This is a genomic window from Ensifer sp. Root142, from assembly GCF_001426785.1.
GTDB classification, from domain to species: domain Bacteria; phylum Pseudomonadota; class Alphaproteobacteria; order Rhizobiales; family Rhizobiaceae; genus Ensifer; species Ensifer canadensis.
In genome coordinates, this window is sequence record NZ_LMFK01000046.1 from 300,831 (window position 1) to 325,368 (window position 24,538).

General features: G+C 63.0%; 20 protein-coding genes. 6 read left to right on the forward strand and 14 right to left on the reverse strand.

Annotated features, from left to right (window positions below; genetic code table 11):
* Positions 1 to 161: 161 nt before the first annotated feature.
* Complete coding sequence (locus tag ASD52_RS31870; protein ID WP_025425244.1) at positions 162 to 1,055, reverse strand: LysR family transcriptional regulator; 894 nt, start codon at positions 1,053 to 1,055, stop codon at positions 162 to 164.
* A 113-nt stretch (positions 1,056 to 1,168) separates the two neighbouring features.
* On the opposite strand from ASD52_RS31870, the gene ASD52_RS31875 reads away from it, so the two are divergent.
* The 4 genes from ASD52_RS31875 to ASD52_RS31890 are packed head-to-tail and all read left to right on the forward strand — an operon-like array spanning position 1,169 to position 6,806.
* Complete coding sequence (locus ASD52_RS31875; protein WP_025425245.1) at positions 1,169 to 2,569, forward strand: VOC family protein; 1,401 nt, start codon at positions 1,169 to 1,171, stop codon at positions 2,567 to 2,569.
* A 10-nt stretch (positions 2,570 to 2,579) separates the two neighbouring features.
* Complete coding sequence (locus ASD52_RS31880) at positions 2,580 to 4,001, forward strand: FAD-binding oxidoreductase (RefSeq protein WP_057226469.1); 1,422 nt, start codon at positions 2,580 to 2,582, stop codon at positions 3,999 to 4,001.
* 30 nt (positions 4,002 to 4,031) lie between these two features.
* Positions 4,032 to 5,564, forward strand: a complete 1,533-nt coding sequence (locus ASD52_RS31885) for an aldehyde dehydrogenase family protein (RefSeq protein ID WP_025425247.1) — start codon at positions 4,032 to 4,034, stop codon at positions 5,562 to 5,564.
* Positions 5,565 to 5,573: 9 nt separating this feature from the next.
* Positions 5,574 to 6,806, forward strand: coding sequence for a pyridoxal phosphate-dependent aminotransferase (locus tag ASD52_RS31890; protein WP_057210881.1), 1,233 nt, complete (start codon positions 5,574 to 5,576; stop codon positions 6,804 to 6,806).
* 182 nt (positions 6,807 to 6,988) lie between these two features.
* On the opposite strand, the gene ASD52_RS31895 is transcribed toward ASD52_RS31890, so the two are convergent.
* Complete coding sequence (locus ASD52_RS31895; RefSeq protein WP_057226470.1) at positions 6,989 to 7,537, reverse strand: cupin domain-containing protein; 549 nt, start codon at positions 7,535 to 7,537, stop codon at positions 6,989 to 6,991.
* Between the two features lie 149 nt (positions 7,538 to 7,686).
* Here ASD52_RS31895 and ASD52_RS31900 point away from each other — a divergent pair, with 149 nt between their 5' ends.
* Positions 7,687 to 9,024: an aspartate aminotransferase family protein gene (locus ASD52_RS31900; protein ID WP_025425250.1), complete on the forward strand. Its 1,338-nt coding sequence runs from the start codon at positions 7,687 to 7,689 to the stop codon at positions 9,022 to 9,024.
* Positions 9,025 to 9,111: 87 nt separating this feature from the next.
* On the opposite strand, the gene ASD52_RS31905 is transcribed toward ASD52_RS31900, so the two are convergent.
* The 9 genes from ASD52_RS31905 to ASD52_RS31945 form a co-directional block, all read right to left on the reverse strand.
* Complete coding sequence (locus ASD52_RS31905) at positions 9,112 to 10,383, reverse strand: glycerate kinase (protein ID WP_025425251.1); 1,272 nt, start codon at positions 10,381 to 10,383, stop codon at positions 9,112 to 9,114.
* 5 nt (positions 10,384 to 10,388) lie between these two features.
* On the reverse strand, positions 10,389 to 10,706 hold the full coding sequence (locus ASD52_RS31910; RefSeq protein WP_025425252.1) for a Dabb family protein: 318 nt from the start codon (positions 10,704 to 10,706) through the stop codon (positions 10,389 to 10,391).
* An 8-nt stretch (positions 10,707 to 10,714) separates the two neighbouring features.
* Positions 10,715 to 12,370 (reverse strand): GMC family oxidoreductase N-terminal domain-containing protein, encoded by a 1,656-nt coding sequence (locus ASD52_RS31915; protein WP_025425253.1) that lies wholly within the window; start codon positions 12,368 to 12,370, stop codon positions 10,715 to 10,717.
* A gap of 107 nt (positions 12,371 to 12,477) precedes the next feature.
* Positions 12,478 to 13,257, reverse strand: coding sequence for a 3-ketoacyl-ACP reductase (locus ASD52_RS31920; protein WP_025425254.1), 780 nt, complete (start codon positions 13,255 to 13,257; stop codon positions 12,478 to 12,480).
* Positions 13,254 to 14,753, reverse strand: coding sequence for a GMC family oxidoreductase (locus tag ASD52_RS31925; RefSeq protein WP_025425255.1), 1,500 nt, complete (start codon positions 14,751 to 14,753; stop codon positions 13,254 to 13,256). The genes ASD52_RS31920 and ASD52_RS31925 overlap by 4 nt, the downstream gene beginning before the upstream one ends.
* 6 nt (positions 14,754 to 14,759) lie before the next feature.
* Positions 14,760 to 15,875: a sn-glycerol-3-phosphate ABC transporter ATP-binding protein UgpC gene (gene ugpC / locus ASD52_RS31930; protein WP_025425256.1), complete on the reverse strand. Its 1,116-nt coding sequence runs from the start codon at positions 15,873 to 15,875 to the stop codon at positions 14,760 to 14,762.
* A 4-nt stretch (positions 15,876 to 15,879) separates the two neighbouring features.
* Positions 15,880 to 16,761 carry a carbohydrate ABC transporter permease gene (locus tag ASD52_RS31935; RefSeq protein ID WP_025425257.1) on the reverse strand — a complete coding sequence of 294 codons (882 nt, stop codon included), beginning with the start codon at positions 16,759 to 16,761 and terminating at the stop codon, positions 15,880 to 15,882.
* Complete coding sequence (locus ASD52_RS31940; protein ID WP_057226472.1) at positions 16,758 to 17,639, reverse strand: sugar ABC transporter permease; 882 nt, start codon at positions 17,637 to 17,639, stop codon at positions 16,758 to 16,760. The genes ASD52_RS31935 and ASD52_RS31940 overlap by 4 nt, the downstream gene beginning before the upstream one ends.
* A gap of 179 nt (positions 17,640 to 17,818) precedes the next feature.
* Complete coding sequence (locus tag ASD52_RS31945; protein ID WP_025425259.1) at positions 17,819 to 19,063, reverse strand: ABC transporter substrate-binding protein; 1,245 nt, start codon at positions 19,061 to 19,063, stop codon at positions 17,819 to 17,821.
* Positions 19,064 to 19,367: 304 nt separating this feature from the next.
* Here ASD52_RS31945 and ASD52_RS31950 point away from each other — a divergent pair, with 304 nt between their 5' ends.
* Positions 19,368 to 20,432: a LacI family transcriptional regulator gene (locus ASD52_RS31950; protein WP_025425260.1), complete on the forward strand. Its 1,065-nt coding sequence runs from the start codon at positions 19,368 to 19,370 to the stop codon at positions 20,430 to 20,432.
* 202 nt (positions 20,433 to 20,634) lie between these two features.
* Here ASD52_RS31950 and ASD52_RS31955 read toward each other — a convergent pair whose 3' ends face one another.
* Genes ASD52_RS31955 through ASD52_RS31965 form a run of 3 tightly spaced genes read right to left on the reverse strand, consistent with a single transcriptional unit; the run spans position 20,635 to position 24,534 of the window.
* Positions 20,635 to 22,143, reverse strand: coding sequence for an aldehyde dehydrogenase family protein (locus tag ASD52_RS31955; protein ID WP_025425261.1), 1,509 nt, complete (start codon positions 22,141 to 22,143; stop codon positions 20,635 to 20,637).
* Positions 22,143 to 22,922 (reverse strand): enoyl-CoA hydratase/isomerase family protein, encoded by a 780-nt coding sequence (locus ASD52_RS31960; protein WP_025425262.1) that lies wholly within the window; start codon positions 22,920 to 22,922, stop codon positions 22,143 to 22,145. Before ASD52_RS31960 ends, ASD52_RS31955 begins: the two co-directional genes overlap by 1 nt.
* Positions 22,915 to 24,534, reverse strand: coding sequence for an acyl CoA:acetate/3-ketoacid CoA transferase (locus ASD52_RS31965; RefSeq protein ID WP_025425263.1), 1,620 nt, complete (start codon positions 24,532 to 24,534; stop codon positions 22,915 to 22,917). The genes ASD52_RS31960 and ASD52_RS31965 overlap by 8 nt, the downstream gene beginning before the upstream one ends.
* Positions 24,535 to 24,538 lie beyond the last annotated feature (4 nt).

Consider the following 24,538-nt stretch of genomic DNA (forward strand, 5'->3'; position numbering starts at 1 on the left):
GGGCGAAAACGCAATAGTCCGCGCTCGCCTATGGCAACCTCAAATCTATGTATCAATTTTGCCCCTTCCCGGCGCATCTCTGGGTAGCAGTCCGTCGCGAAACGCCGACGGCGTCAGGAAGGTTCCGGCCATCGGTCGAAACATGTTCGAGGATGGGAAACCTACCCGACCTGTTCAGTGATCCATTCGCGGAAGGCGAGACTGATCGGGTTTTCGAGTTTGCCTTCCGGAACCGCGAGATAATAACTGTTCTCCGTCTGCATCGGCCGGTCGAGAACGATGCGCAATGTTCCCGCTGCCAGCTCCTGTTCGATCAGATAGCGGGGCAGCAAGGCGAAACCGAGACCGGCCGTGGCCGCCTCGATCACCATCGAGAACTGATCGAAGCGGTTACCGCGATAGGCACCCCTTCCATCCATGCCGTTGGCCTCGAACCATTGCGCCCAGAGTTTGGGTCGCGTCGCCAGGTGCAGCAGCGGACCGCCGACGATATCCTCCAGCGTCGCCACCGGATTGGCCGCAAGCAGGGTCGGGCTTGCCGCCGGCACGATGATCTCGCTGCAGAGATAGCTGCAGGTGGCATGCGCCCAAACCGGCTGGCCGTAGTGGATGGCGATGTCGAAGTTCTGCTCGTCGAAATCGAAGGGTGCCGACCGCGACGCGATATTGACCACGGTATCGGGGTGCTGGCGAAGAAAATCCGGCAGGCGCGGCACCAGCCAACGGCTGCCGAAGGTCGGCAGCGACGCGATCGACAATGTCGAGTCGGCGCGCGCCGAGGCCATTGCCCGCACCATCAGCTCTTCGGTCTGGTTGAGCAGGCGGCGAACCTCGGGCAGGAACTTCTGCCCGGCCTCGGAGAGAATGACGCGCTGGCGCACCCGCTCAAACAGGAGAACGCCGAGCTGGTTCTCCAGATCCTTGATCTGACGGCTGACGGCACTCTGGGTCAGATTGAGTTCGGCGGCTGCCTGCGTGAAGCTGCCGTGCCGTGCCGCGCATTCGAAAGCCTGCAGCGTCGTAACATCAGGAACCAGTCTGCGGCTTAACTTCATTCCAGCCTCGCATCAACATAGTCACAAGCAGCGCGATCAATGGCCGCTTCCTTTGGATATGATCCGAAATGAGAATGACCTTGTCCTTCACCCATAGCGCGAGGCGAGCCCCAGTGAAAGAGAATAGTTTCGTATCCGCCGATGATATCCGTTCGGCCTTTTCCGCAGCCATGTCGGTCATGTACCGCGAGGAAGTGCCTGCTTACGGCACGCTGATGGAACTGGTTGCCAAGGTCAACGACGATACGCTCAATGCCGACCCGGCGCTGAAAGAGCGCCTCGATGCGACGGATTCGCTTGATCGCATTTCCGAGGAGCGCCACGGCGCAATCCGTCTCGGCACGCCTGCTGAACTCTCGATGATGCGTCGCGTCTTTGCTGTCATGGGCATGTACCCGGTCGGCTACTACGATCTTTCGACCGCCGGCGTACCGGTGCACTCGACCGCCTTCCGCCCGGTTGGCGAAACCGCTCTGAAGCGCAATCCCTTCCGTGTCTTCACCTCGCTTCTTCGCCTTGACCTGATTGCGGACGAGAGTCTGCGCGCCGCATCCGAGGCGATCCTGGCCGAGCGTCGGATCTTTACGCCTGTTGCCATCGAACTCGCCGAAAAGGCCGAGCGTGATGGCGGCCTCGACAAGGCCGACGCCGAGCGTTTCGTCTCCGAAGTGCTGGAGACCTTCCGCTGGCACGACAGGGCCAATGTCAGCGCCGACATGTACAAGCGCCTGCATGACGCCCACCGGCTGATCGCCGACGTCGTGTCGTTCAAGGGCCCGCATATCAATCACCTGACGCCGCGCACGCTGGATATCGACCAGGTCCAGGCGCTGATGCCCGAATTCGGCATCGCGCCGAAGGCCGTCGTCGAAGGTCCGCCGACCCGCAAATGCCCAATCCTGCTTCGCCAGACCTCGTTCAAGGCGCTGGAAGAGGCCGTTTCCTTCCGTGATGGCGGCGGCGACTGGAAAGCCGGCTCGCACACCGCCCGCTTCGGCGAGATCGAGCAGCGCGGCATTGCGCTCACTCCCAAGGGCCGTGCGCTCTACGACGAGCTTCTGGAAGCCTCGCGCAAGATCGTGCGCCCGGCAGCCGACGGCTCCAACGCCCGCGACTATGAAGCCGCGCTTGCCAAAGCCTTCGAAAGCTTCCCCGACACCTGGGCAGGCATTCGCGAAGCCGGCCTTGGCTATTTCAGCTATTCACTGACCGAGAAGGGCTTGAAGACCCGGATTTCCGACCGCCGCGATATCAACACGCTGATCGCCGACGGCCTCGTGCAGTTCGACGCCATCGTCTACGAAGACTTCCTGCCGGTCAGCGCCGCAGGCATCTTCCAGTCCAATCTCGGCGACGGCGCGCAGCAGGCTTTTGTCGCAAGCCCGAACCAGAAGCGCTTCGAGATTGACCTCGGCGCCACAGTGCTCAACGAGTTCGATCACTATGCCGGCATCGAAGAGGCATCGATCGAAAGCTGCCTGCGGGCCTTGACCGCAGCCATGGCTGCGGAATGATGCGTTCACGATGATTGAACAGGTACACATAGACGCGCTGACCGGCATCCTTGGCGACAAGGGTGTGGTCACGCGTGCTGAAGACATGGAAGCCTACGAGACCGGCGCGCGCTACGATCGTGGCCGGGCTTCGGTCGTTCTGCGGCCGGCGACAACAGTGGAAACCTCGGCAACCGTTGCCTATTGCGTGCGTCATGGCATCGCCCTGATCCCGCAATCGGGCAATACCGGACTGGTCTCGGGCTCGACCCCTGATAGTTCCGGCAACGAAGCGATCCTCAGCCTCGACCGCCTCACCAAAGCGTTCGAACTCGATCTCGACAATCGTTCGGTGCGCGTCGATGCCGGGTTCAGGCTTTCCGATCTCAACCGCCGGCTGGAAGAACATGGCCTGTTTTTCCCGATCGATCTCGGCGCCGATCCGCGCATCGGCGGCATGATCGCCACCAACACCGGCGGCTCGCGTTTCCTGAAATACGGCGACGTGCGCCGCAACACGCTGGGCCTCACCGTGGTTCTCGCCGATGAAGACGGCACCGTGCTCGATCTTCAATGCGACCTGCGCAAGAACAACACCGGCGTCGACTGGAAGCAGGTCTTCGTCGGCACGTCGGGCGCCTTCGGCATCATCACGGAATGCGTGCTCAATCTGGAGCGCCTGCCGCAGCAGACGGCGACCGCATTGCTGGTGCCGGCAAGCGGCGCCCATGTGCTGCCGCTGCTGCGCGCCATGGAAGAGCGGCTCGGCGCCTACCTCTCGGCCTTCGAGGGCATGTCGAGCAACGCCGTCAAGGCGGCGTTCGCGCATGTGCCTTCGCTGAAGAACCCGTTCCAGGGCGGACACGTCCCTGAATACGTCATTCTCGCGGAAATCAGCCGCACCTGGGCCCCACGCGAAGGCGAGCAATCGCTCGACGCCGTGCTTGAAACGGTGCTGGCCGAGATCTGGGAGATGGAGACGGCACCGCTCGCCGACGCGTTCGTCGGCCCGCCGCATGAGGTCTGGGCGCTGCGCCACGCACTTTCGGAAGGTGTGAAACACCTGGGCAAGCTGATCGCCTTCGACGTCTCCTTCCGCAGGGGTGACATCATGGCCTTCTGCGACCATATGAAGGCCGAAATGCCGACGAGGTTTCCTGATGTCACCGTCTGCGACTTCGGCCATATCGGCGATGGTGGTGTACACTTCAATCTCGTGGTGCCGAAGGACAGCGCGATGCTCAGCGATCCGACATTCGAGCAGCGTTTGAGAGAATGGGTTTTCGCCGTGGCGGTCGAGGAGTATCACGGCAGTTTCAGCGCGGAACATGCGATAGGCCGCCGCAACCAGGCCTACTACGACGTTTATACAACCGACAAACTCAAGGACATGGCCGCGGGCCTGAAGACGCTCACCTCGCCGGGGAAACTCGGCAGCGTGCGCTTCGGATAGGCCAGGGCAGGAAAACGGGAGTCAGACCAGATGAACATTGCAACGAAGAAGATCGACGTCACCAAGGAGGCAGCAGCCCTCCTCGAGAAGATGGGCGTCGCCAAGGAACTCTACACCGGCGGCGACATGCCGTCGTTCAGCCCGGTCACGGGCGAACAGATCGCCAGCCTGAAGACGGTTTCGGCCACGGAGGCTGCCGCCAAGATCGACAAGGCGCATGAAGCCTTCAAGGCCTGGCGCCTCGTTCCGGCACCGAAGCGCGGCGAATTGATCCGCCTGCTCGGCGAAGAGCTACGCGCCTTCAAGGCCGACCTCGGCCGCCTCGTTTCGATCGAAGCCGGCAAGATCACCTCCGAGGGCCTCGGCGAAGTTCAGGAAATGATCGACATCTGCGATTTCGCAGTCGGCCTTTCCCGCCAGCTCTACGGTCTGACGATCGCCACGGAGCGTCCCGGCCACCGCATGATGGAAACCTGGCATCCGCTCGGCGTCGTCGGCGTCATCTCCGCCTTCAACTTCCCGGTCGCCGTCTGGTCGTGGAACACGGCGCTGGCGCTCGTCTGCGGCAACTCCGTCGTCTGGAAGCCGTCGGAAAAGACCCCGCTCACGGCGCTTGCATCGCAGGCTATCTTCGAACGCGCGCTTGCCCGCTTCGGCGACGCCCCGGAAGGCCTGTCGCAGGTTCTGATCGGCGACCGCGCCGTCGGTGAAGTCCTCGTCGACAACCCGAAGGTTCCGTTGGTCTCGGCCACCGGCTCGACCCGCATGGGCCGCGACGTCGGCCCGCGTCTTGCCAAGCGCTTCGCCCGCGCCATCCTCGAACTCGGCGGCAACAATGCCGGTATCGTCTGCCCATCGGCCGATCTCGACATGGCGCTGCGCGCCATCGCCTTCGGCGCCATGGGCACCGCCGGCCAGCGCTGCACGACCATGCGCCGCCTGTTCGTGCATGAAAGCGTCTACGACCAGCTCGTTCCCCGCCTGAAGAAGGCCTATGGCTCGGTCTCGGTCGGCAATCCGCTGGAAACCACCGCACTCGTCGGCCCGCTGGTCGACAAGGCCGCTTTCGACGGCATGCAGAAGGCAATCGACGAAGCCAAGGCCCATGGCGGCGCCGTCACCGGCGGCGAACGCGTCGAGCTCGGTTATGCCAACGGCTACTACGCCAAGCCCGCCCTGGTCGAAATGCCTGAGCAGGCAGGCCCGGTCCTCGAAGAAACCTTCGCGCCGATCCTCTACGTCATGAAGTACAGCGACTTCGACGCAGTCGTTGCCGACCACAATGCGGTTGCAGCCGGCCTGTCCTCGTCGATCTTCACCCGCGACATGCAGGAATCCGAACGGTTCCTGGCCGTCGACGGCTCGGATTGCGGCATCGCCAACGTCAACATCGGCACCTCAGGTGCGGAAATCGGCGGCGCCTTCGGCGGTGAAAAGGAAACCGGCGGCGGCCGCGAATCGGGCTCCGATTCGTGGAAGGCCTACATGCGTCGCGCCACCAACACGGTGAACTACTCGAAGGCCCTGCCACTGGCACAGGGCGTCTCCTTCGATATCGAGTAGGACCAAGCGATGACCATCAACGCAACGGTCAAGGAGGCGGGCTTCAAGCCCGCCTCGCGGATCTCTTCGATCGGAGTATCCGAAATCCTCAAGATCGGCGCGCGCGCGCAAGCGATGAAGCGCGAGGGCAAGCCGGTCATTATTCTCGGCGCAGGCGAGCCGGATTTCGACACGCCTGACTACGTCAAGCAGGCCGCCTGCGAGGCGATCCAGCGCGGCGAAACCAAATACACCGCACTCGACGGCACGCCGGAACTGAAGAAGGCGATCCGTGAAAAGTTCCAGCGCGAGAACGGCCTCGCCTACGAACAGGACGAGATCACCATTGCCACCGGCGCCAAGCAGATCCTGTTCAACGCCATGATGGCGACGATCGACGCCGGCGACGAAGTTGTCATTCCGACGCCGTACTGGACCTCCTATTCGGATATCGTCCAGATCTGCGAAGGCAAGCCGGTGCTGATCCCCTGCGACGCGGCCTCCGGTTTCCGGCTCACCGCCGACAAGCTCGAAGCGGCGATCACGCCGAAGACGCGCTGGGTGCTTCTCAACTCACCCTCCAACCCTTCGGGTGCCGCCTACAGCGCTGACGACTACCGGCCGCTGCTCGACGTGCTCTTGAGGCATCCGCATGTGTGGCTGCTGGTCGACGACATGTACGAGCACATCGTCTATGACGGCTTCCGCTTCGTCACCCCGGCCCAACTGGAGCCTCGGCTCAAGGACCGCACCCTGACGGTCAACGGTGTCTCCAAGGCCTATGCCATGACCGGCTGGCGCATCGGCTATGCCGGTGGTCCGCGCGAGCTGATCAAGGCGATGGCTGTCGTCCAGAGCCAGGCGACCTCCTGCCCGTCTTCGGTCAGCCAGGCCGCTTCGGTGGCAGCCCTGACCGGCCCGCAGGATTTCCTGAAGGAACGCACGGCCAGCTTCCAGCACCGCCGCAATCTCGTCGTCAACGGCCTCAACGCCATCGACGGTCTCGACTGCCGCGTTCCGGAAGGCGCCTTCTACACCTTCTCCGGCTGCGCCGGCATGCTCGGCAAGGTGACGCCTTCGGGCAAGACGATCGAGACGGACACGGACTTCTGCGCCTACCTGCTCGACGACGCCCATGTCGCCGTTGTCCCCGGCTCGGCCTTCGGCCTGTCGCCGTTCTTCCGCATCTCCTATGCGACGTCGGAAGCGGAACTGAAGGAAGCGCTCATGCGCATCGCCGACGCCTGCGCTCGGCTTTCGTAACTCGGAAGTAGCCCCTCACCCTAGCCCTCTCCCCGCTTGCGGGGAGAGGGGACGGTCGCGCAAACAGCTGCCTCTCTACTCCTGTTCGCAAAGAGAGTATGAGGCGCTGGCGGCATATCCCTTCTCCCCGCAGGCGGGGAGAAGGTCGCGGCAGCGGGATGAGGGGCGCCCGCTCCCTTCCTTCAAAACGTCGGCGGCGTGCAGGCGCTGATCACCTCGCAAGGTACCGGCCCGACGCAACGAAATCGGTGCAGTCGCCGGCTTTCGAAATAGTACGCATCCCCAGGCCCGAGAATCCGCCGCTCGTCGTCGACGGTGACCTCAATGCGCCCCGACAGCACGATGCCGCCCTCCTCGCCTTCATGCACCAGCGGCACTTTTCCAGTGTCCGCGCCCGGCTGATAACATTCCTTCAGGATCTGCAGGCTGCGGCCAAAGAGATTGTCGCCGATCTGGCGATAGGAGATCGGCCCTTTGCCGATCTCGACCAGTTCCTCTGCGGCGTAGAATGCCTTGCGCGGCCGTTCAGGCTCGAACGAAAAGAACTCCGCAAGTCCGATCGGTATGCCGTCGAGGATGCGCTTCAGTGCGCCGACCGACGGATTGGACGCATTCGACTCGATCAGCGAGATCGTCGAGTTGGTCACGCCCGCTCGCTTGGCAAGTTCGCGCTGCGAAAGATTGTGCATCAGCCGGAGGTGGCGAAGCCGGTTTCCAATGTCGACGCTCATGGGTGTCCATCTCGGTGTTCAGGTTGTTCGAAATATCGCAATTTCGCAAACCTCGTTGTATAAAATTCAATGGCTTGAATGACAACAGAAAAGGACTTGTTTGGCAATTCAAATCATGGCGTCAATCCCCTGATCTTCAGGAGGATGCCATGAACCAGCACACCAAACCCAACGCCCCCGTACTCGACAGCTACTGGATGCCCTTTACCGCCAACCGGCAGTTCAAGGCGGCACCGCGCTTGCTCGCCTCCGCCGAGGGCATGCACTACACCAGCACCGATGGCCGCACGATCCTCGACGGCACCGCCGGTCTCTGGTGCGTCAACGCCGGCCACGGCCGCCGCCAGATCGCGTCAGCCGTCGAACGCCAGCTGTCGACGATGGATTTCGCCCCCTCCTTCCAGATGGGCCACCCGATCGCCTTCGATTTTGCCGAACGCCTTGCCGAAATCGCGCCGGGGCCGGAAGGCCAGAAGCTCGACCGCGTGTTCTTCACCGGCTCGGGCTCGGAATCGGTTGACACGGCGCTGAAGATGGCCATCGCCTATCAGCGCGCGATCGGCCAGGGCACTCGCACGCGGCTGATCGGGCGCGAGCGCGGCTACCACGGCGTCGGCTTCGGCGGCATTTCGGTGGGCGGCATCCTCAACAACCGCCGCGTCTTCCCGCAGCTTCCCGGTTCCGACCATCTGCGCCACACCCACGACCTTGCCAAGAATGCCTTCGTCAAGGGCCAGCCCGAGCACGGCGCCGAACTTGCCGACGATCTCGAACGGCTGGTGGCGCTACACGGCGCCGAAACCATCGCCGCCTGCATCGTCGAGCCGGTTGCCGGTTCGACGGGCGTGCTCATCCCGCCGAAGGGCTATCTCGAGCGGCTGCGCGCGATCTGCGACAAACACGGCATCCTGTTGATCTTCGACGAAGTCATCACCGGCTTCGGTCGCCTTGGCGCTGCGTTCGCCACCGACTTCTTCGGCGTCACCCCGGACCTGGTGACGGCGGCGAAGGGGCTCACCAACGGCGCCATCCCAATGGGCGCGGTCTTTGCCAGCCGCAAGGTGCACGACGCATTGATGCACGGCCCGGAAAACCAGATCGAGCTCTTCCACGGCTACACCTATTCCGGCCACCCGGCCGCCTGCGCCGCGGGTATCGCCACGCTCGACATCTATCGCGATGAGGGCCTGATGACCCGCGCCACCGAGCTGCAGGACGCCTGGCATGATGCCATGCATTCGCTGAACGGCCTGCCGCATGTCATCGACATCCGCACCATCGGCCTCATCGCCGGCATCGAGCTGCAGTCACGCGAGGGTGCTGTCGGCGCCCGCGCCTATGAGGTCTTCGTCGATTGCTTCGAAAAGGGGCTGCTGATCCGCGTGACCGGCGACATCATCGCCTTCTCGCCGCCGCTGATCGCCGACGAAAATCACTTCGGCGAAATCGTCTCGATCCTCGGCGATGCCTTGAAGCGCGCCAAGTAAAAACAAGAGATCATGGTCGCCGCCGAAACGTTTGGCGGCGACCATGACACGCAGATTTTCTGTTCTGCCTTGAGCCGGAGAATCCGGCTAACGGATTAGCATCGCCCTGAAGTCATTGACATTGGTTCCAGTCGGACCGGGCGCGAAAAGATCGCCACTCACTGAGAATGCCGACCAGGCATCGTGGCGCGCCAGATGCGCCCGCGGATCAGCACCGGCAGTACGCATGCGACTGACGCTGCCGCCATCGGCAAAGGCGCCGGCATTGTCCTCAGACCCGTCGATGCCGTCCGTATCCGCCGCCAGGGCATCGATCCCGTCGAGCCCCTCGATGTCGAGCGCCAGCGACAGCAACAGCTCGCTGTTGCGGCCGCCTTTGCCGTAATCCTTGCCCGATATCGTCACAGTCGTTTCGCCGCCGGAAAGCAGCACGACCGGCTTTTCGAAAGGTTGATTGCGCTGGGCGACTTCACGCGCCAGCGCCGCATGCATGCGGCCGATATCGCGCGCCTCGCCTTCAATCGCATCAGAAAGAATGCGCGCCTCTACACCCAATTCCTGCGCCGTCCTTGCTGCAGCCTCCAGCGAGACACGCGCCGACGCAATCACGTGGCATTCGTGCCGACGGAAAACCGGTTCGGACGGATCAGGTGCCCGCGCGGCACCGGATCGCAAGTGGGCCACCACGCCATCGGGAAGAGCCATGCGATAGCGGCCGACGATCTCCAGCGCCTCCTCCACCGTCGACCCGTCAGGCACTGTCGGGCCCGAGGCAACGAAAGCGGGGTTGTCGCCGGGAACGTCGGAAACGACGAGGCTGACGACACGCGCCGGCCCAGCGGCCGCCGCAAGACGGCCTCCCTTGATGCGCGACACATGTTTGCGCACGACGTTCATCGCGGAAATCGGTGCGCCGGAGGCAAGCAGCGCCCGGTTGACGGCGATCTCGTCGGCAAGCATCAAACCCTCCGGCGGCGCCGGCAGCAAGGACGATCCACCACCCGAAATCAGAGCGACAACCAGATCGTCAGCGGTCAGGCCTTCCACCAGCTTCAGCAGCTCTTCCGACGCCCGAAGGCCAGCCTCATCCGGCACCGGATGGGCGGATTGCAACACGCGAATGCGCTCGCAGCGTTCAATCGGCCCGTGGCGCGCAACGACGGCGCCGGTCAGCGGGTGATCCCACAGCTTTTCGAAAGCTGCGGCCATCTGGCTTGCGGCCTTGCCCGCGCCGACAACGATCGTTCGTCCCTTCGGCTTTTCCGGCAGATGCGCGCGGATCGCCTCATAGGGATCGGCGGCGCGGACGGCCGCGTCGAAAAGGGCGGTGAGAAAGGGACGCGCTTCGAAGGCCGCCATCGTCTTCAGCCCGCGATTTCGAGATCGTAGACGAAAATGCCGTCGATGCCGCCTTGCGCCGCCGCGACGATCTTTGCACCGGTCTGCCGATGCTCCGGATCGTCGAGATAGGCGTCACGCGCGGCTGCGTCGGAGAAATCGACGATGAAACCCTCGGCATACCCTTTGTCCATGCCCACTTCCGGGCTGACATTGGCGCCGGCATAGGTCGCGAGAAGGCCGGGAAGCCGGCTTTTTAGCGCCGCGATCTCGGCGAAGATCGACGCTTTCTCATCCGCCGAAACGTCTGGACGAAAGCGAATGAAGACACAGTGGCGGATCATGGTTTTCCTCAACGGATATCGGCGCGGGCACGTGGCCGGGCATCGTTTCGTTCATGGGCGAAGATCTCCGGCGGCAAGGGCTGGCGCTCGCGAATGATGTCGGCGCCCTTTTCGCCCATCATGATCGTCGGCCCGTTGGTGTTGCAAGAGGGAACGCGCGGCATGACCGAACTGTCGCAGACGCGAAGGCCCTCCAGCCCACGCACTTTCAGATCGAGTCCGACCACGGCCATGGCGTCGGTGCCCATCTTGCAGGTGCCGACCGGGTGGTGGTCGGTCTTGGCATTGGCGCAGCCATAGTCGAAGAACTGCTCGTCGGAGACGACAGTGTTGCCCGGCAAACGTTCCGCCAGCACGAAAGGCTTGAGGGCGGCCTGCTGCATGATCTCGCGGGCTATCTTCAGCCCCTCGATCGACATCTTGCGGTCGTGCGGATCTTCCCAGTAATTCGGATCGATCAGCGGCGCTGCGGCCGGATCAGCGTCGGAAAGCCTGACGGTGCCGCGTGAGCGCGGATGCAGATAGGCGGAATTGAGCGTCACGCCGGCGTTCTTCAGTCGCGCGACGCCAGCCTCGATGCCGGAGCCGAGGCCGAGATGGAACTGGATATCCGGCGAGCGGGCATCCGGGTCGGCGTACCAGAAGCCGCCGGTCTCAAACAGGCTCGATGCCACCGGGCCGGAGCGGAAAAGCACGTATTGCAGGCCGGCCCAGAGCGTCCGGTGCAGCTTCGCGACGTTGTCGTAGGTGTGATCGCCGGTGCATTCGGAAATGACGAACAGATCGAGGTGGTCCTGCAGATTGCCACCGACGCCGGGTAGGTCGTGCTTTACCGGCACGCCCACCGACTTCAGGTGATCCGCCGGGCCGATACCGGATTGAAGGAGCAGCTTCGGCGAACCGATGGCGCCCGACGTGACCAGAACTTCCCGCTCCGCCCGGATCGTCTCGCTTCCCTTCGCCGTCACCACCTCGACGCCGACGGCGCGCGTACCCTCGAGCACGATCCGGGCGACGCGCGTTCCGGTGCGAACGGTAAGGTTCCGGCGGTCCTTGATCGGTGAGAGATAGGCAAGCGACGCGCTCGAACGCCGGCGATTGCGCTGCGTCAGTTGGTAGAAGCCGACGCCGGCCTGCTGACGGCCGTTGAAATCGTGATTGTAGGGAATGCCGAGTTCCTGGCCGGCGCGGATGTAGGCATCGCAGATCGGCAAGGTAGAAACCGGCATCGAGACGCCGAGCGGACCGCCATAGGCATGATAGTCGTCGGCGAAGCGCTGGTTGTCTTCGGCGCGCTTGAAATAGGGAAGAACGCTGCGATAGTCCCAGCCGGCACAGCCGTCCTCGGACGCCCAGAGGTCATAGTCGGCCGCATTGCCGCGGGTGTAGAGCTGGGCATTGATCGACGAACCGCCGCCGATGACCTTGGCCTGGGTGTAGCGCAGCACCCTGCCCTTCATGTGTTTCTGTGGCACGGTCTCCCAGCCCCAACTTGCAACTCCCTTGGTCATCTTGGCAAAACCGGCCGGCATGTGAAACAGCGGGTTCCAGTCGCCGCCACCCGCCTCCAGCAACAGGACGCGGACCGACGGATCCTCAGAGAGACGGTTGGCGAGAACGCAGCCGGCAGGGCCGGCACCGGTGATGATATAGTCGTATGTCATTGCCTGTCTTCCTCCACGGCACGGCATTTGGAACGTTCCAAATTTCCGACGTGTTAAACTCGAAACCTGCTCGCCGTTGCGAGCCCCGGACTGCCCTGCACTATTTTCTAGAGTCGACCGATCGACAGGCCGCCATCGGCCTGGATGACTGAGCCGGTCGCAAAGCCGAATTTGCCGCTGGCAAGCCCTGCGGCGATGTTGCCGATGTCTTCTGGCTCGCCCCAGCGTTTCATCGGCACCAGTCCGCCGTCGATCAGGGCGTCGTATTTCGCCGAGACGCCAGCGGTCATGTCAGACCGGATGACCCCGGGCCGGATTTCGAAGACGGAGATGCCTGTGTCGGCCAGCCGCAAGGCGAGCCCCTGGCTGAAGGCGGCAAGGCCGGCCTTGGTCATGCAATAGTCGAGCCGCTCGGGCGAACTCATGGTCGCGGAAACCGATGTGATGTTGATGATTGAACGTGGCGCCGCACCTGGCGGCTCGGTGAGCATCGAGAGCAACACGGCCTGGGTGAAGAACACTGTGCCGCGCAAGTTGGTGGCGACGATCGTGTCGAAATTCTCCGGCAGAAGGTCGAGAAAGTCGCCGCGCACGACGGAGGCGATGCCGGCGTTGTTGACGAGGCAGCGGATCGGGCCCAGTTCCTGGCGGATGCAGGCGACGGTGGCGGCATGCGCGCCGATATCGGCGAGATTGGCCTCGAGGTAGATGGCGCGACCGCCTTGCGCCGATAGCTCGGAGAGCGTGGCTTGCGTCGCTTGATCCGCCGCACCGAGCCCCGTCAGCGCTATGTCGAAGCCGTCGCGCGCCAGTGCCCGGGCCACGCCGAGTCCGATTCCGCGCCGGCCACCGGTGACAACAGCCACGGGACGCGTCGATGTCGTCATGCTCTCAGCTCCTTCGCAACGATATGGTCGGCAACGCGCAGCGCCTGTGCCGCCACCGTCAGCGCCGGGTTGACCGCAGCGGACGTTGGCAGGAAGCCGGCATCGACGACAAAGAGGTTCGGATGATCGAAGGCGCGGCAATAAACGTCGAGCGGCGCCTGACCGGGATCGGTGCCCATCCGGATCGTGCCGCACTGGTGCGACGGCGTGCGCTTGTCGAAGGCCTGGGAGAGCACGATCGGATAGCCTGCAGCTTTGAAGTGGGCGCGCATCTTCGCTTCGAGCCCGGAAAGCGCCTCCATGTTCGAGCGCCGCCACTGCATGATGATGCCCTTGCCGTCGACCATGATGCGGCTTTCCGGGTTCGGCAGGTCCTCCGTCATCATGTACCAGTCGACCGCATGACCGGCCATGAAATCCAATGCGAAGCGCGGCGCCCAGACCGGCGCATTGGCCTTGAGGATGTCACCGTTGATCTTGCCGAGCAGCTGGACATTGCCGAGTGGCAAACCGTCCCTGCCGCCGGTCAGGTAATAATCGTTCAGCATCAGCGTCTTCTGGTAGATGCTGTCATTGCGCCTGAACGGATTGATCGCCAGCATGGCGCTGCAATTGTGGTTCATGAAGTTGCGGCCGACCTGGCCGGAGGCGTTGGCGAGCCCCTTGCCATCGCCGGAGCGCAGCAAGATGGCGGCCGAGTTGATCGCGCCCGCCGACAGGATCACCAACTTGGGCGACAGGCGCTTCTTCTCGCCCCTATGGGTGTAATGGACCGCCTCGATCCGGCCGCCCCGACCTTTCTCCAGCGTGTCGACATGCGCGGAGGTGATCAGCTCGATGTTGGGGTCATTCAGCGCGGAGGCGAGCGATGCGGTCTCGGCATCCTTCTTGCCCTTGCCGGTGTTGGGAAACCCGTCCCATGGCGTGCGCCCGCCTGCCAGCCACGTCTCGATGTCGACGCCAAGCGGCAGCGTCGCCGGATTGAGCCCCTGCGCCTTCAACTCGGCGCGCGCGCGAGCAATTGCCGGCTCGTCCGGTACCGGGCCATAAGGGTAGGGCGAGGCGTGGAACGGCTCCGTAGGGTCCTGACCCAATTCGCCACGCACCTCGAACAGTTGCTCGGCTTTGCCGTACCACGGCTCCAGCTCTTCATAGAGAAAGGGCCATGCCGGCGAAACGCCGCCAAGATGCTGCATCTCGGTGAAATCCTCTGCACGGTAGCGCAAGAGCACCGCACCGAAGAGTTTGGAATTGCCGCCAACGAAATAGAAATTGCCCGGATTGAACTCCGTGCCGTCGGCTTCGCGCCACATCTCCTTGGGCCGGAAATGGCCCTTGACGAAGATCGAACTATAGCTGCGCGCTTCCGGTGTGTCGGGCAGGCGCTCGCCGCGCTCGAGTATGGCTATGCGCGCCCCGGAGCCGGCGAGCCCCGCCGCAACGGTGGAGCCGCCGATGCCCGACCCGATGATGACGATATCCGGCTGCTGCTCCATCGGCCGTTACGCGATCCGTTGCTGCGTCTGAGGATCGAAGAACACCGCCTTGTCGAGATTGAAGGCGAGCTGCGACGTCTGGCCGGGTGCGATGCGCGCATCGGCACGCAGGCGGGCGACGACCTCCTTGCCGCCAAGGCGGGTCACCGCAAAGGTGTCCGAACCGGCGGGCTCGACCACCTCGATCAGGCATTCGCCTTCGACGATCGCCTTGGCATTGCGGTCGGCACCGTCAGGGTCGGTCAGTGCTTCCGGGCGGATGCCGAAGACGACGTCCTTGCCGGCATAGGTAGAGAGTGCGCCGCTGGCATGCGGAACGGTGAGCTTCATCGGCTCGGCGTTCGGGCGCGCGAGCGTGACGGCAACATCGGCGCCGTTCCTTTCGATCCGGGCCGTCAGCAGGTTCATGGCCGGCGAACCCATGAAGTCGGCGACGAACATGTTGGCCGGATTGTTGTAGATTTCGGCCGGCGTCCCGAATTGCTGCAGCACGCCATCCTTCAATACCGCGATCTTGGTCGCCAGCGTCATCGCCTCGATCTGGTCGTGGGTGACGTAGACGATGGTTGTCTTCATCCGGTGGTGGAGACGCTTGATCTCGGTGCGCATGTCGACGCGCAGCTTGGCGTCCAGGTTCGACAGCGGTTCGTCGAAGAGAAAGACCTGCGGCTTGCGCACAAGGGCGCGGCCCATGGCGACACGCTGGCGCTGGCCGCCGGAAAGCTGGCTCGGCTTGCGATCGAGCAGATGGCCGATCTGCAGCATGTCGGCGACCTGCTTGATCGCCTTCTCGCGTTCGTCCTTCGGCACGCCGCGGATTTCCATGCCGAAGGCGATGTTGCCCGCAACCGTCATGTTCGGATAGAGCGCGTAGGACTGGAACACCATGGCGATGTCGCGCTTGGACGGGTGCAGATCGGCGACCGACCGGCCGTTGATGGCGATCTCGCCCGAGGTGATTGGCTCCAGCCCGGCAATGGTGTTGAGCAGGGTGGACTTGCCGCAGCCGGACGGGCCGACGAGCACGAGGAAGCCGCCTTCGTCGATCTCCAGATTGATGTCCTTCAGGATCTCGAGCGAGCCGTAGGATTTGCGCAGGTTGCTGATTTTGAGGAACGACATGAGCTTATCCTTTCACGGCGCCGGACATCAGCCCGCGCACGAAGTAGCGGCCGGACACGATGTAGACGATGAGCGTTGGCAGGGCGGCGAGGATCGCGCCCGCGAAATGAACGTTGTATTCCTTGACCCCGGTCGACGAGCTGACGAGGTTGTTGAGCGCCACCGTCATCGGCGTCGAAGAGGCGCCGGAGAAGGATGCCCCGAACAGGAAGTCGTTCCAGATATTGGTGAACTGCCAGATGACCGAGACGACGATGATCGGACCGGACGACGGCAGCAGGATCCGCCAGAAGATCTGGAAGAAGCTGGCGCCATCGATCTGCGCCGCACGCACGAGTTCCGTCGGGAAGGCTTCGTAGTAGTTGCGGAAATAGAGCGTGGTGAAGCCGAGGCCGTAGATCACGTGGACGAAGATCAGGCCCCAGATCGATCCGGCAAGGCCGATGATGCCAAGCACGCGCGCCATCGGGATCAGCACGATCTGGAACGGGATGAAGCACGACAGGAGCAGCATGCCGAAGAAGATGTTGGCACCGGGAAAGCGCCACTTGGTCAGGACGTAGCCATTGAGCGCGCCGATCATCGTCGAGATCGCGACGGCCGGCACCACCATCAGGATCGAGTTGATGAAGAACGGCTTCAGGCCTGTCGGCTGAACTCCGATCTGCGCCGTCGACCAGGCCGAAAGCCAGGGTTCCAGTGTCAGGGTCTGCGGTAGGTTGAGCATGCCGCCCTGGCGGATCTCGTCGAGCGGTTTCAGCGAGTTGACCAGCATGACATAGAGCGGCAGCAGCGAATAGAGCGCAAAGACGATGAGTACCGTGTAGATCAGGGCACGCGTCAGGCGGTTGTGCGAGATGACATTGTCTGGGCTGGGGGCGCTCATGGGCGTTTTCCTCCGCGGATTTCGGAGTAGAGATAGGGAACGATGATCGAGAAGATCATCACCAGCATGATGATGGCCGACGAGGCGCCGATGCCCATCTGGTTGCGGGTGAAGGTGTAGGAATACATGAAAGTCGCCGGCAATTCGGTCGCCTGGCCCGGCCCGCCGCCGGTGAGCGCGATGATCAGGTCGTAGGCCTTGATCGCCAGATGGGCGAGAACGACGAAGGCGGAGAGGAAGACCGGCCGCATCAAGGGAATGATGATCCGCCGGTAGATCGTCGATGTCGGTGCGCCATCGATCTGCGCCGCCTTGATGATCTCGTTGTCGACGCCGCGCAGACCGGCAAGGAACATCGCCATGATGAAGCCGGTCGATTGCCAGACGGCGGCGATCACCACGCAATAGATCGCGTAGTTGCGGTCCTTGGTCCAGTTGAACGAAAAGCTCTCCCAGCCCCAGAGGTGCATGGTGTTTTCAAGCCCGATGCCGGGATCGAGGAACCACTTCCAGGCCGTGCCGGTCACGATGAACGACAGCGCCATCGGATAGAGGTAGATCGGCCGTAGGAAGCCTTCCGCCCGGATCTTCTGGTCGAGCAGGATCGCAAGTCCAAGCCCCAGCACCGAGCAGATGGCGATATAGAGCGAAGCGAAGATCGCCAGATTGCTCACCGCCCGCCACCAGTGCGGCAGGGCCCAGAGCTTCTGATAATTGCTGAAACCGACGAAATTGTAGGACGGCAGCATCTTGCTGTCCGTCATCGACAGGAAGCCGGTATAGGCGATGAAGCCATAAACAAAGATCAGGACGATAACGAAGCTCGGGGCAAGGACCAGCTTCGGTATCAGGTCCTGCAGTCGACTGCGGTTATCCATGAACGTTCACCACTTCTGGCGCTCTGCCGTCGGGAAACTCCCTGGTATCGGCATCCGCGCAGGTTCTTTGTATCAAACCGCTCCCCTGCGTCCGCGATGGACGCGACGCTTCGAAGACGCTTGCATGTCAGAATGAGTGTCCGGGACGCTTGCTCGCGTCCCGGACCGGGCCTCGCCCGTTACTTCGCAGCCGCGACGGCGGCGACGAGTTCCTTGACCGCCTCATCGGAGGTCAATTCACCGTTGAACTCGCGCGTCACGACGTCGTAGATCGCGTTCTTGACGGCAGCTGGGTTGGCATGGCCATGGGCCATGGAACCGAACAGCGTGCCGTTGGTGTTGGCTTCGGCGAGATCCTTGATGCCCTTCTTGCCGCAAGCGTCGAAGTCCGTATCCGGAACGTCGGTGCGTGCAGGAACCGAACCCTTGACGACGTTGAAGGCCGACTGGAAGGTCGGGCTTTCGATCGCCGAGGCCATCTGCAGCTGTGCCGGGATCTTGTCGTCAGCAACCTTGAACATCGCGAACTGGTCGGAGTTGAAGGTGACGGACCCTTGCGTACCCGGGAAGCGCATGCAGACGAAATCGGTGCCTGGCACCTTCTTCGCCTTCAGGAACTCGCCCTTGGCCCAGTCGCCCATGAACTGCAGGCCGGCCTTGTTCTCGATCACCATTGCCGAAGCGAGGTTCCAGTCGCGGCCGGAGAAGTTGTCGTCGACATAGGAGCGCAGCTTCGTCATGCGGTCGAAGGCTTCCTTCATCTTGTCGCCACCGAGCGCTGCCGGATCGAGATCGATGAAGGCCTGCTTGTAGAAATCATTGCCGAGCGAGAGCACGACGGCGTCGAAGATCGTCGCGTCCTGCCACGGCTGGCCGCCATGGGCGATCGGCGTGATGCCCTGAGCCTTGAAGTTGTCGAGAAGGACGATGAGCTCGTCCCAGTTCGCCGGCTCCTTGCCGCCGGCCTTATCGAGGGCAGCCTTGTTGATCCAGACCCAGTTGGTCGAGTGGACGTTGACCGGAGCGGCGATCCAGTGGCCGTCATACTTCGAGAACTGCTGCAGGGCCGTCGGGATGACCTTGTCCCAGCCTTCCTTGGAAGCGGTATCGTCAAGGTTGCCGAGTGCGCCTTCCTTGGCCCAGTCGAGAATATCGAAACCGAGCATCTGCACTGCGGTCGGAGCGTTGCCCGAGGTGACGCGGGCGCGAAGCACGGTCATGGCTTCCGTGCCGCCGCCGCCGGCGACCGGCATATCGGTCCAGGAAATACCCTTGCTTTCGAGGTCCTTCTTCAGAACGTCGAGCGCAGCAGCCTCACCGCCGGAAGTCCACCAGTGCAGCACTTCCACGTTTTCTGCTGCGCGCGCGGCGGTGGCCGCCATCATCAGCGCCACAACAGCCGTCGTCGTCATCAACTTGCGCATCGTTATCCTCCCGTTTGCAAGTTATCGAAGCGGAACCTCCTCCCGCCTCGGATATCGCACCGCCTAAGGCAGCGGCTGGCCAATTTAAAACGTTATAAATTCAGCAAGTCAAGCATTCCGCACGCGTGCACTTCCTCACCTCACGAAGCAATTGAATTTGCTGAATTATATACAACAGTTTGCGTTTCGCAGTGCAGCAATTCATGCCGCGTCGCGAGATTTAAAACGTTTTCATGATTCGATTGCCTAAGCGTTCGTGCCACGTTACAAAAGCCGCTCTTGACCGCCTTGAGGATGACTAGCATTGGCCGATTCCCCCAAGCCCGCCCGTTCCGAAGACATTGGTTCGCCCGCCAGACGGGGCAAGCCGACCCTTCGCACGATCGCCGAGATCACCGGGCTTGCGGTCACCACCGTTTCGCGCGCCCTCGCCGAAGCGCCGCAAATCTCCGCCGACACCCGCAAGCGGGTTCGCGAGGTGGCGATCGAAATCGGCTATTCGCCCGATCGCGCCGCCCAGCGCCTGAAGACCGGCCGCACCAACGTCATCGCCGTCCTGCTCGACCCACACGAGGAAATCCTCGGCTATGGCACCTCGATCATGAGCGGCATCGCCAAGGCGCTGCAGGGCACGTCCTATCACCTGATCGTCATGCCGAACTTCCTCAACACGACCAATGTCGAGGCGGTGAACTACATCACCCGCAACAGCATGGCTGATGGTCTGATCTTCTCGCGCACCGAACCGCTCGATCCGCGCGTCATGTTGCTTTCGGAGATCGGCTTTCCGTTCGTCACCCACGGACGCACCGAGCTTTCGACCCCGCACGCCTATGTCGACTACGACAACTTCACCTTCTCCTACCAGGCCACCCGCCGGCTAATCGCCAAGGGGCGCCGCAAGCCGGCACTGATCAGCGGCCCAACCGACTTCACCTTCGGCGGCCACCTGCAGCACGGCTTCATGACCGCCGTGCGCGAGGCGGGCTGCGCCTACGAAATTCTCTCCGGTATCGATCTCGACAGCCCGGCCGGCGACATCCGCGACCGTGTTCGCCAGCGTTACGCCGAGCCCGACCCGCCTGATAGTTTCATGTGCGGTGGCGAAGTCTGTGCTCTCGCCACCATTACCGGCATGAGCGATTGCGGCCTGACGCTCGGCAACGAATACGACATTGTCGCCAAGCAGACGTCGCACCTCCTGGGCGCGATCCAGCCCCAGGTGGAAACGATCTATGAGGATCTGACGGCTACGGGCGAGGACATGGGCCGCGTGCTGCTCCAGCGCATCGGCGGCGAAACCGACGTCAACAAACTGCAGCTTCTGCTCTCTCCGCAGATCCCCGCCAACTGGTCGGCATCGAACTGAACCGCGCGACAACGACAGGCCGGCGGCGTGCCATGACGCCCCTGCCCGTTTCGTTGCTGCGATCCCTGCCGACATCATCCGTCTCCCCTTGTCCCCTAGAGCGTTTCCGGTTTAAACGGAGTCACGGCGACGCTCTATCTCTTTGTTTTTACGTATTTCCTGACGGAAAACCGCTTCGCACTTTTCCTGGAAATGCTCTAAGTTAGCGCGGCATCCACCAGCCGGTGCGGGCGCCGATATGCATGTTGAGCGTTTTGGTTTCGGTATAATCCTCGACCGCATGCCGACCGAGTTCGCGGCCGAGGCCGGACTGGCGATAACCGCCGAACGGCAGCTCGGAAGCCCCATCCATGAAGGTGTTCATCCAGACCGTGCCGGCGCGCACGCGGCGGCCGATCGTCAGGCAGGTGTCGAAATCGCGGCTCCAGACACCGGCCGACAGACCGTAGTCGATGGAGTTGGCGATGCGGATTGCCTCGTCGGTGGTCTCGAAGGTCAGCACCGACAGCACCGGCCCGAAAACCTCCTCGCGGGCAACAGCCATGTCGGGTCGCACCTGTGAAAGAATGGTTGGCGCCATGAACTGTCCCATGCCGAGATCGAGTGCAGCGCCGCCATGAGCGACAGCGGCACCATCCTTCGATGCGGCAGAAACATAGCCGGCAATCTTTTCCAGATGCTGCGGCGTGATGATCGCGCCGACCTGGGTTTCCGGATCGAGCGGATCGCCGACCTTGACCTTGGCCGCGAGTGCGGCGATGCGCGCCGTCACCTCCTCGGCAATGTCGCGGTGAAGGATCAGCCGCGAGCCGGCATTGCAGCATTCGCCGGCGTTGAAGTAGGCGCCGAACACGGCCGCATCGATGAACTCGTCGAGGTTGGCGTCGGGGAAGACAATCTGCGGGTTCTTGCCGCCGAGTTCGAGCGATACCTTCTTCAACGTCTGCGCCGCATTGGCCATCGTCAGACGGCCGACGCCGGTGGAGCCGGTGAAGGAGATCATGTCGACATCCGCGTGCGTCGTCATCGGCGCGCCGACCTCGGGACCCGTGCCGGTGAGAATGTTGACGACACCGGCCGGTACGCCGGCCGCTTCGAGAATTTCGCCAAGCACGAGCGTCGAGGCTGAGGTCAGTTCGGAAGGCTTGACCACTGTCGTGCAGCCGGCGGCAAGCGCAAAAGGCAGCTTCTGGCTGACGATCAGGAACGGGAAGTTCCACGGCGTGATGATCGAAACGACGCCGATCGCTTCGCGCAGAACCACACCGAGCGTGCCGTCTCCCAGCGTATTGTAGCTTTCGCCGTGAAGATCACGGGCAAGAGCAGCAGCATAACGCCAGATATCGGCAGCGCCACCCAGTTCGCCCTTGGCCTGGCTGATCGGCTTTCCCGATTCGATGGCGTCGAGGAAAGCAAGCTCGTCGGCGCGCGCGGCAATCATGTCGGCCGCCTTGAGCAGGATCAGAGACCGCTCGGACGCCGTCATGCGCGGCCAGGGGCCATCGTCGAAGGCGCGACGGGCAGCAGAGATCGCCCGCTCGGCATCGCCGCTCGCTGCTGCCTGATAGCGGCTGACGACGACGCCGTGGCCGGGGGCGACGCGCTCGATCGTGCGTCCGTCGGCGCTGTCGACCCATTTGCCGTCGATCAGCATCTGGAACGTGCGCACCTTGTGATCGCTAAGTGCCTTGGGCCTCACCAGAACCGTCATTACCATTCTCCCTTGAACTGGGCTTCGCGCTTTTCGGAAAAGGCAGCGACCCCTTCCCTGAGGTCGCCTGTCTTGGCGACGAGGATGGACCCCAGCGCTTCGACCGCGGCACCATTGTCCTCGCCGTTCGCCGAGGCGATCATCAGTTTTGAAATCTCGAGCGCGGCCGGGCCGCGCTTTGCCACGCGGGCTGCGTAGTCGCGCGCCGCCTGCATCACTGTTCCGGTCTCGACGACCCCATCGACAAGGCCTTCGGCCTTCGCCGTCTCTGCCGTAAACATCTCACCGCCGAGTACCATGCGCCGCACGATCTGCGCGCCGAAACGGACGACGAGACGTTGCGTGCCCGACCAGCCGGGAACCATGCCGAGGCTCGTTTCCGGCAGGCCGATCTTGATCTGGCTTTCGGCGATCCGGATGTCAGCCGCCGCGGCTAGTTCCAGGCCGCCGCCGAGGGCATGGCCGTTGAGCGCTGCGATGACGGGCATTCTCAACGTCGCCAGCCGCTCGAAGACGCGATGGCCAAAGCGCACCCAATCATGACCGAAGGCTGCGGCATCCATGCCGCCCCAGGCCTTGATGTCGCCACCGGCGGAGAAGGCCTTGCCCTCACCCGTCAGGATCAGCACGCGCACGTCGCGCATCACTTCCACCGTATCGCAGGCGGCAGCGAGCGCCTTCAGCATGTCGATGTCGAAGGCATTGAGCTTGTCCGGACGCGCGACAGTCATCGTCGCGATCGGGCCGTCGACTGCGATCTGGATGCGCTCCTCAGACACGGGCGCCTCCCGCAAGCGTACGGGCAGCCTTGACCGGCAGTTTCAGGCCGATCGGCGCCTCGTGGAAAAGTGCCGCATCCATGGTCTTCAATCGATCGGATACAAGGAGCGGAAATTCGGACTGGTCGAGAATATGTGCCTGCAGGTCGACACCCGGCGCGATCTCGGTCAGCATCACGCCTTCGGGCGTCAGCTTCATCACGCAGCGCTCGGTGACATAGGTGATGTCCTGCCCCTGCTCGACGCCGCGGCGGCCCGAGAAGGTGACGTGTTCGACCTCGTTGACGAGCTTCTTCAGCTTGCCTTCCTTCTCGATCACCAGCTTGCCATCGGCGACGGCAAGCTTCGCGCCGGCGTTGAACATGCCGGAAAAGACGATCTTCTTGGCTCGAGCAGTAATGTCGACGAAGCCGCCGGCGCCGGCCGTCACATGCGGCCGGAAGGAGAGCTTCGAGACATTAACCGAACCGTTGCGGTCGATTTCGAGGAAGGAGAGCAGCGAGGCATCGAAGCCCGCGCCCTGGAAATAGGTGAACTGGTAGGGCGAAGGCATGAAGGCGTCAGCGTTCGACGCGCAGCCGAAGGCGAAATCCAGGAGCGGTACGCCGCCGACAGCCCCCTGTTCGATCACCCAGGTGACGGCGCCATGCAGGCCCTCCTCGAGCAGGATGCGCGGCACGTTGGCCGAAATGCCGAAGCCGAGGTTGACGGCGCTGCCCGTTTGCAACTCCTGCGCCACCCGGCGGGCAATCACCTTCTGGATGTTGAATTCCGGCACGCGGAAACTGTCGAGCGGACGGAAGATCTCGCCGGAGATGGCCGGATCGTAGAGCGTCTGCGTCGTCTGCTTCTGGTCGGGATCGACGACGACATAGTCGACGAGCACGCCCGGCACACGCACGTCGTGCGGCTTCAACGAGCCTTCCTTGGTGATGCGCTTGACCTGGGCAATGACGATGCCGCCATTGTTGCGGGCGGCCAGCGCCTGATCGAGACCACCGAGATACGCACCCTCGTGCTCATAGGTAAGATTGCCGCGCTCGTCCGCAGTCGTCGCGCGAATAATCGCCACCTGCGGTGCGATCGCCTTGAAATAGAGCCAGTCCTCGCCCTCAAAGGCGACCTTTTTGACCACCGGCTCGACTGACGCCGAGGCATTCATGGCGCAGCCTTCGCGCGACGGATCGACGAAGGTGTCGAGCCCGACCTTGGTCATAACGCCAGGGCGCTTGGCGGCGGCCTCGCGGTGCATGTCGAAGAGAACGCCGGAGGGGATATTGTAGGCTGCAACCTCGTCGGCGCCGATCATCTGCCAGATCAGGGGCGGTTCGGCACTCGACGGACCCGAGGGATAGGAGCCGCCGATGATCCTCTTCAAAAGTCCCTTCTTGGCGATGTAATCGACACCCTTGATGCCGCTCATGTCGCCGGCGGCGATCGGGTGCAGCGTCGTCAGGTCGCGAGGATGGCCGGTTGCGTCAAAACGCTCGCCGATCGCCTTTAGCATCAGATCGGGGCAGCCAAGACCACTCGACGACGAGACCGAAACGACGGCACCATCCGGGATCAGCGCGGCGGCCTCAGTGGGTGAAATATGCTTGTTCATCGACATCAAC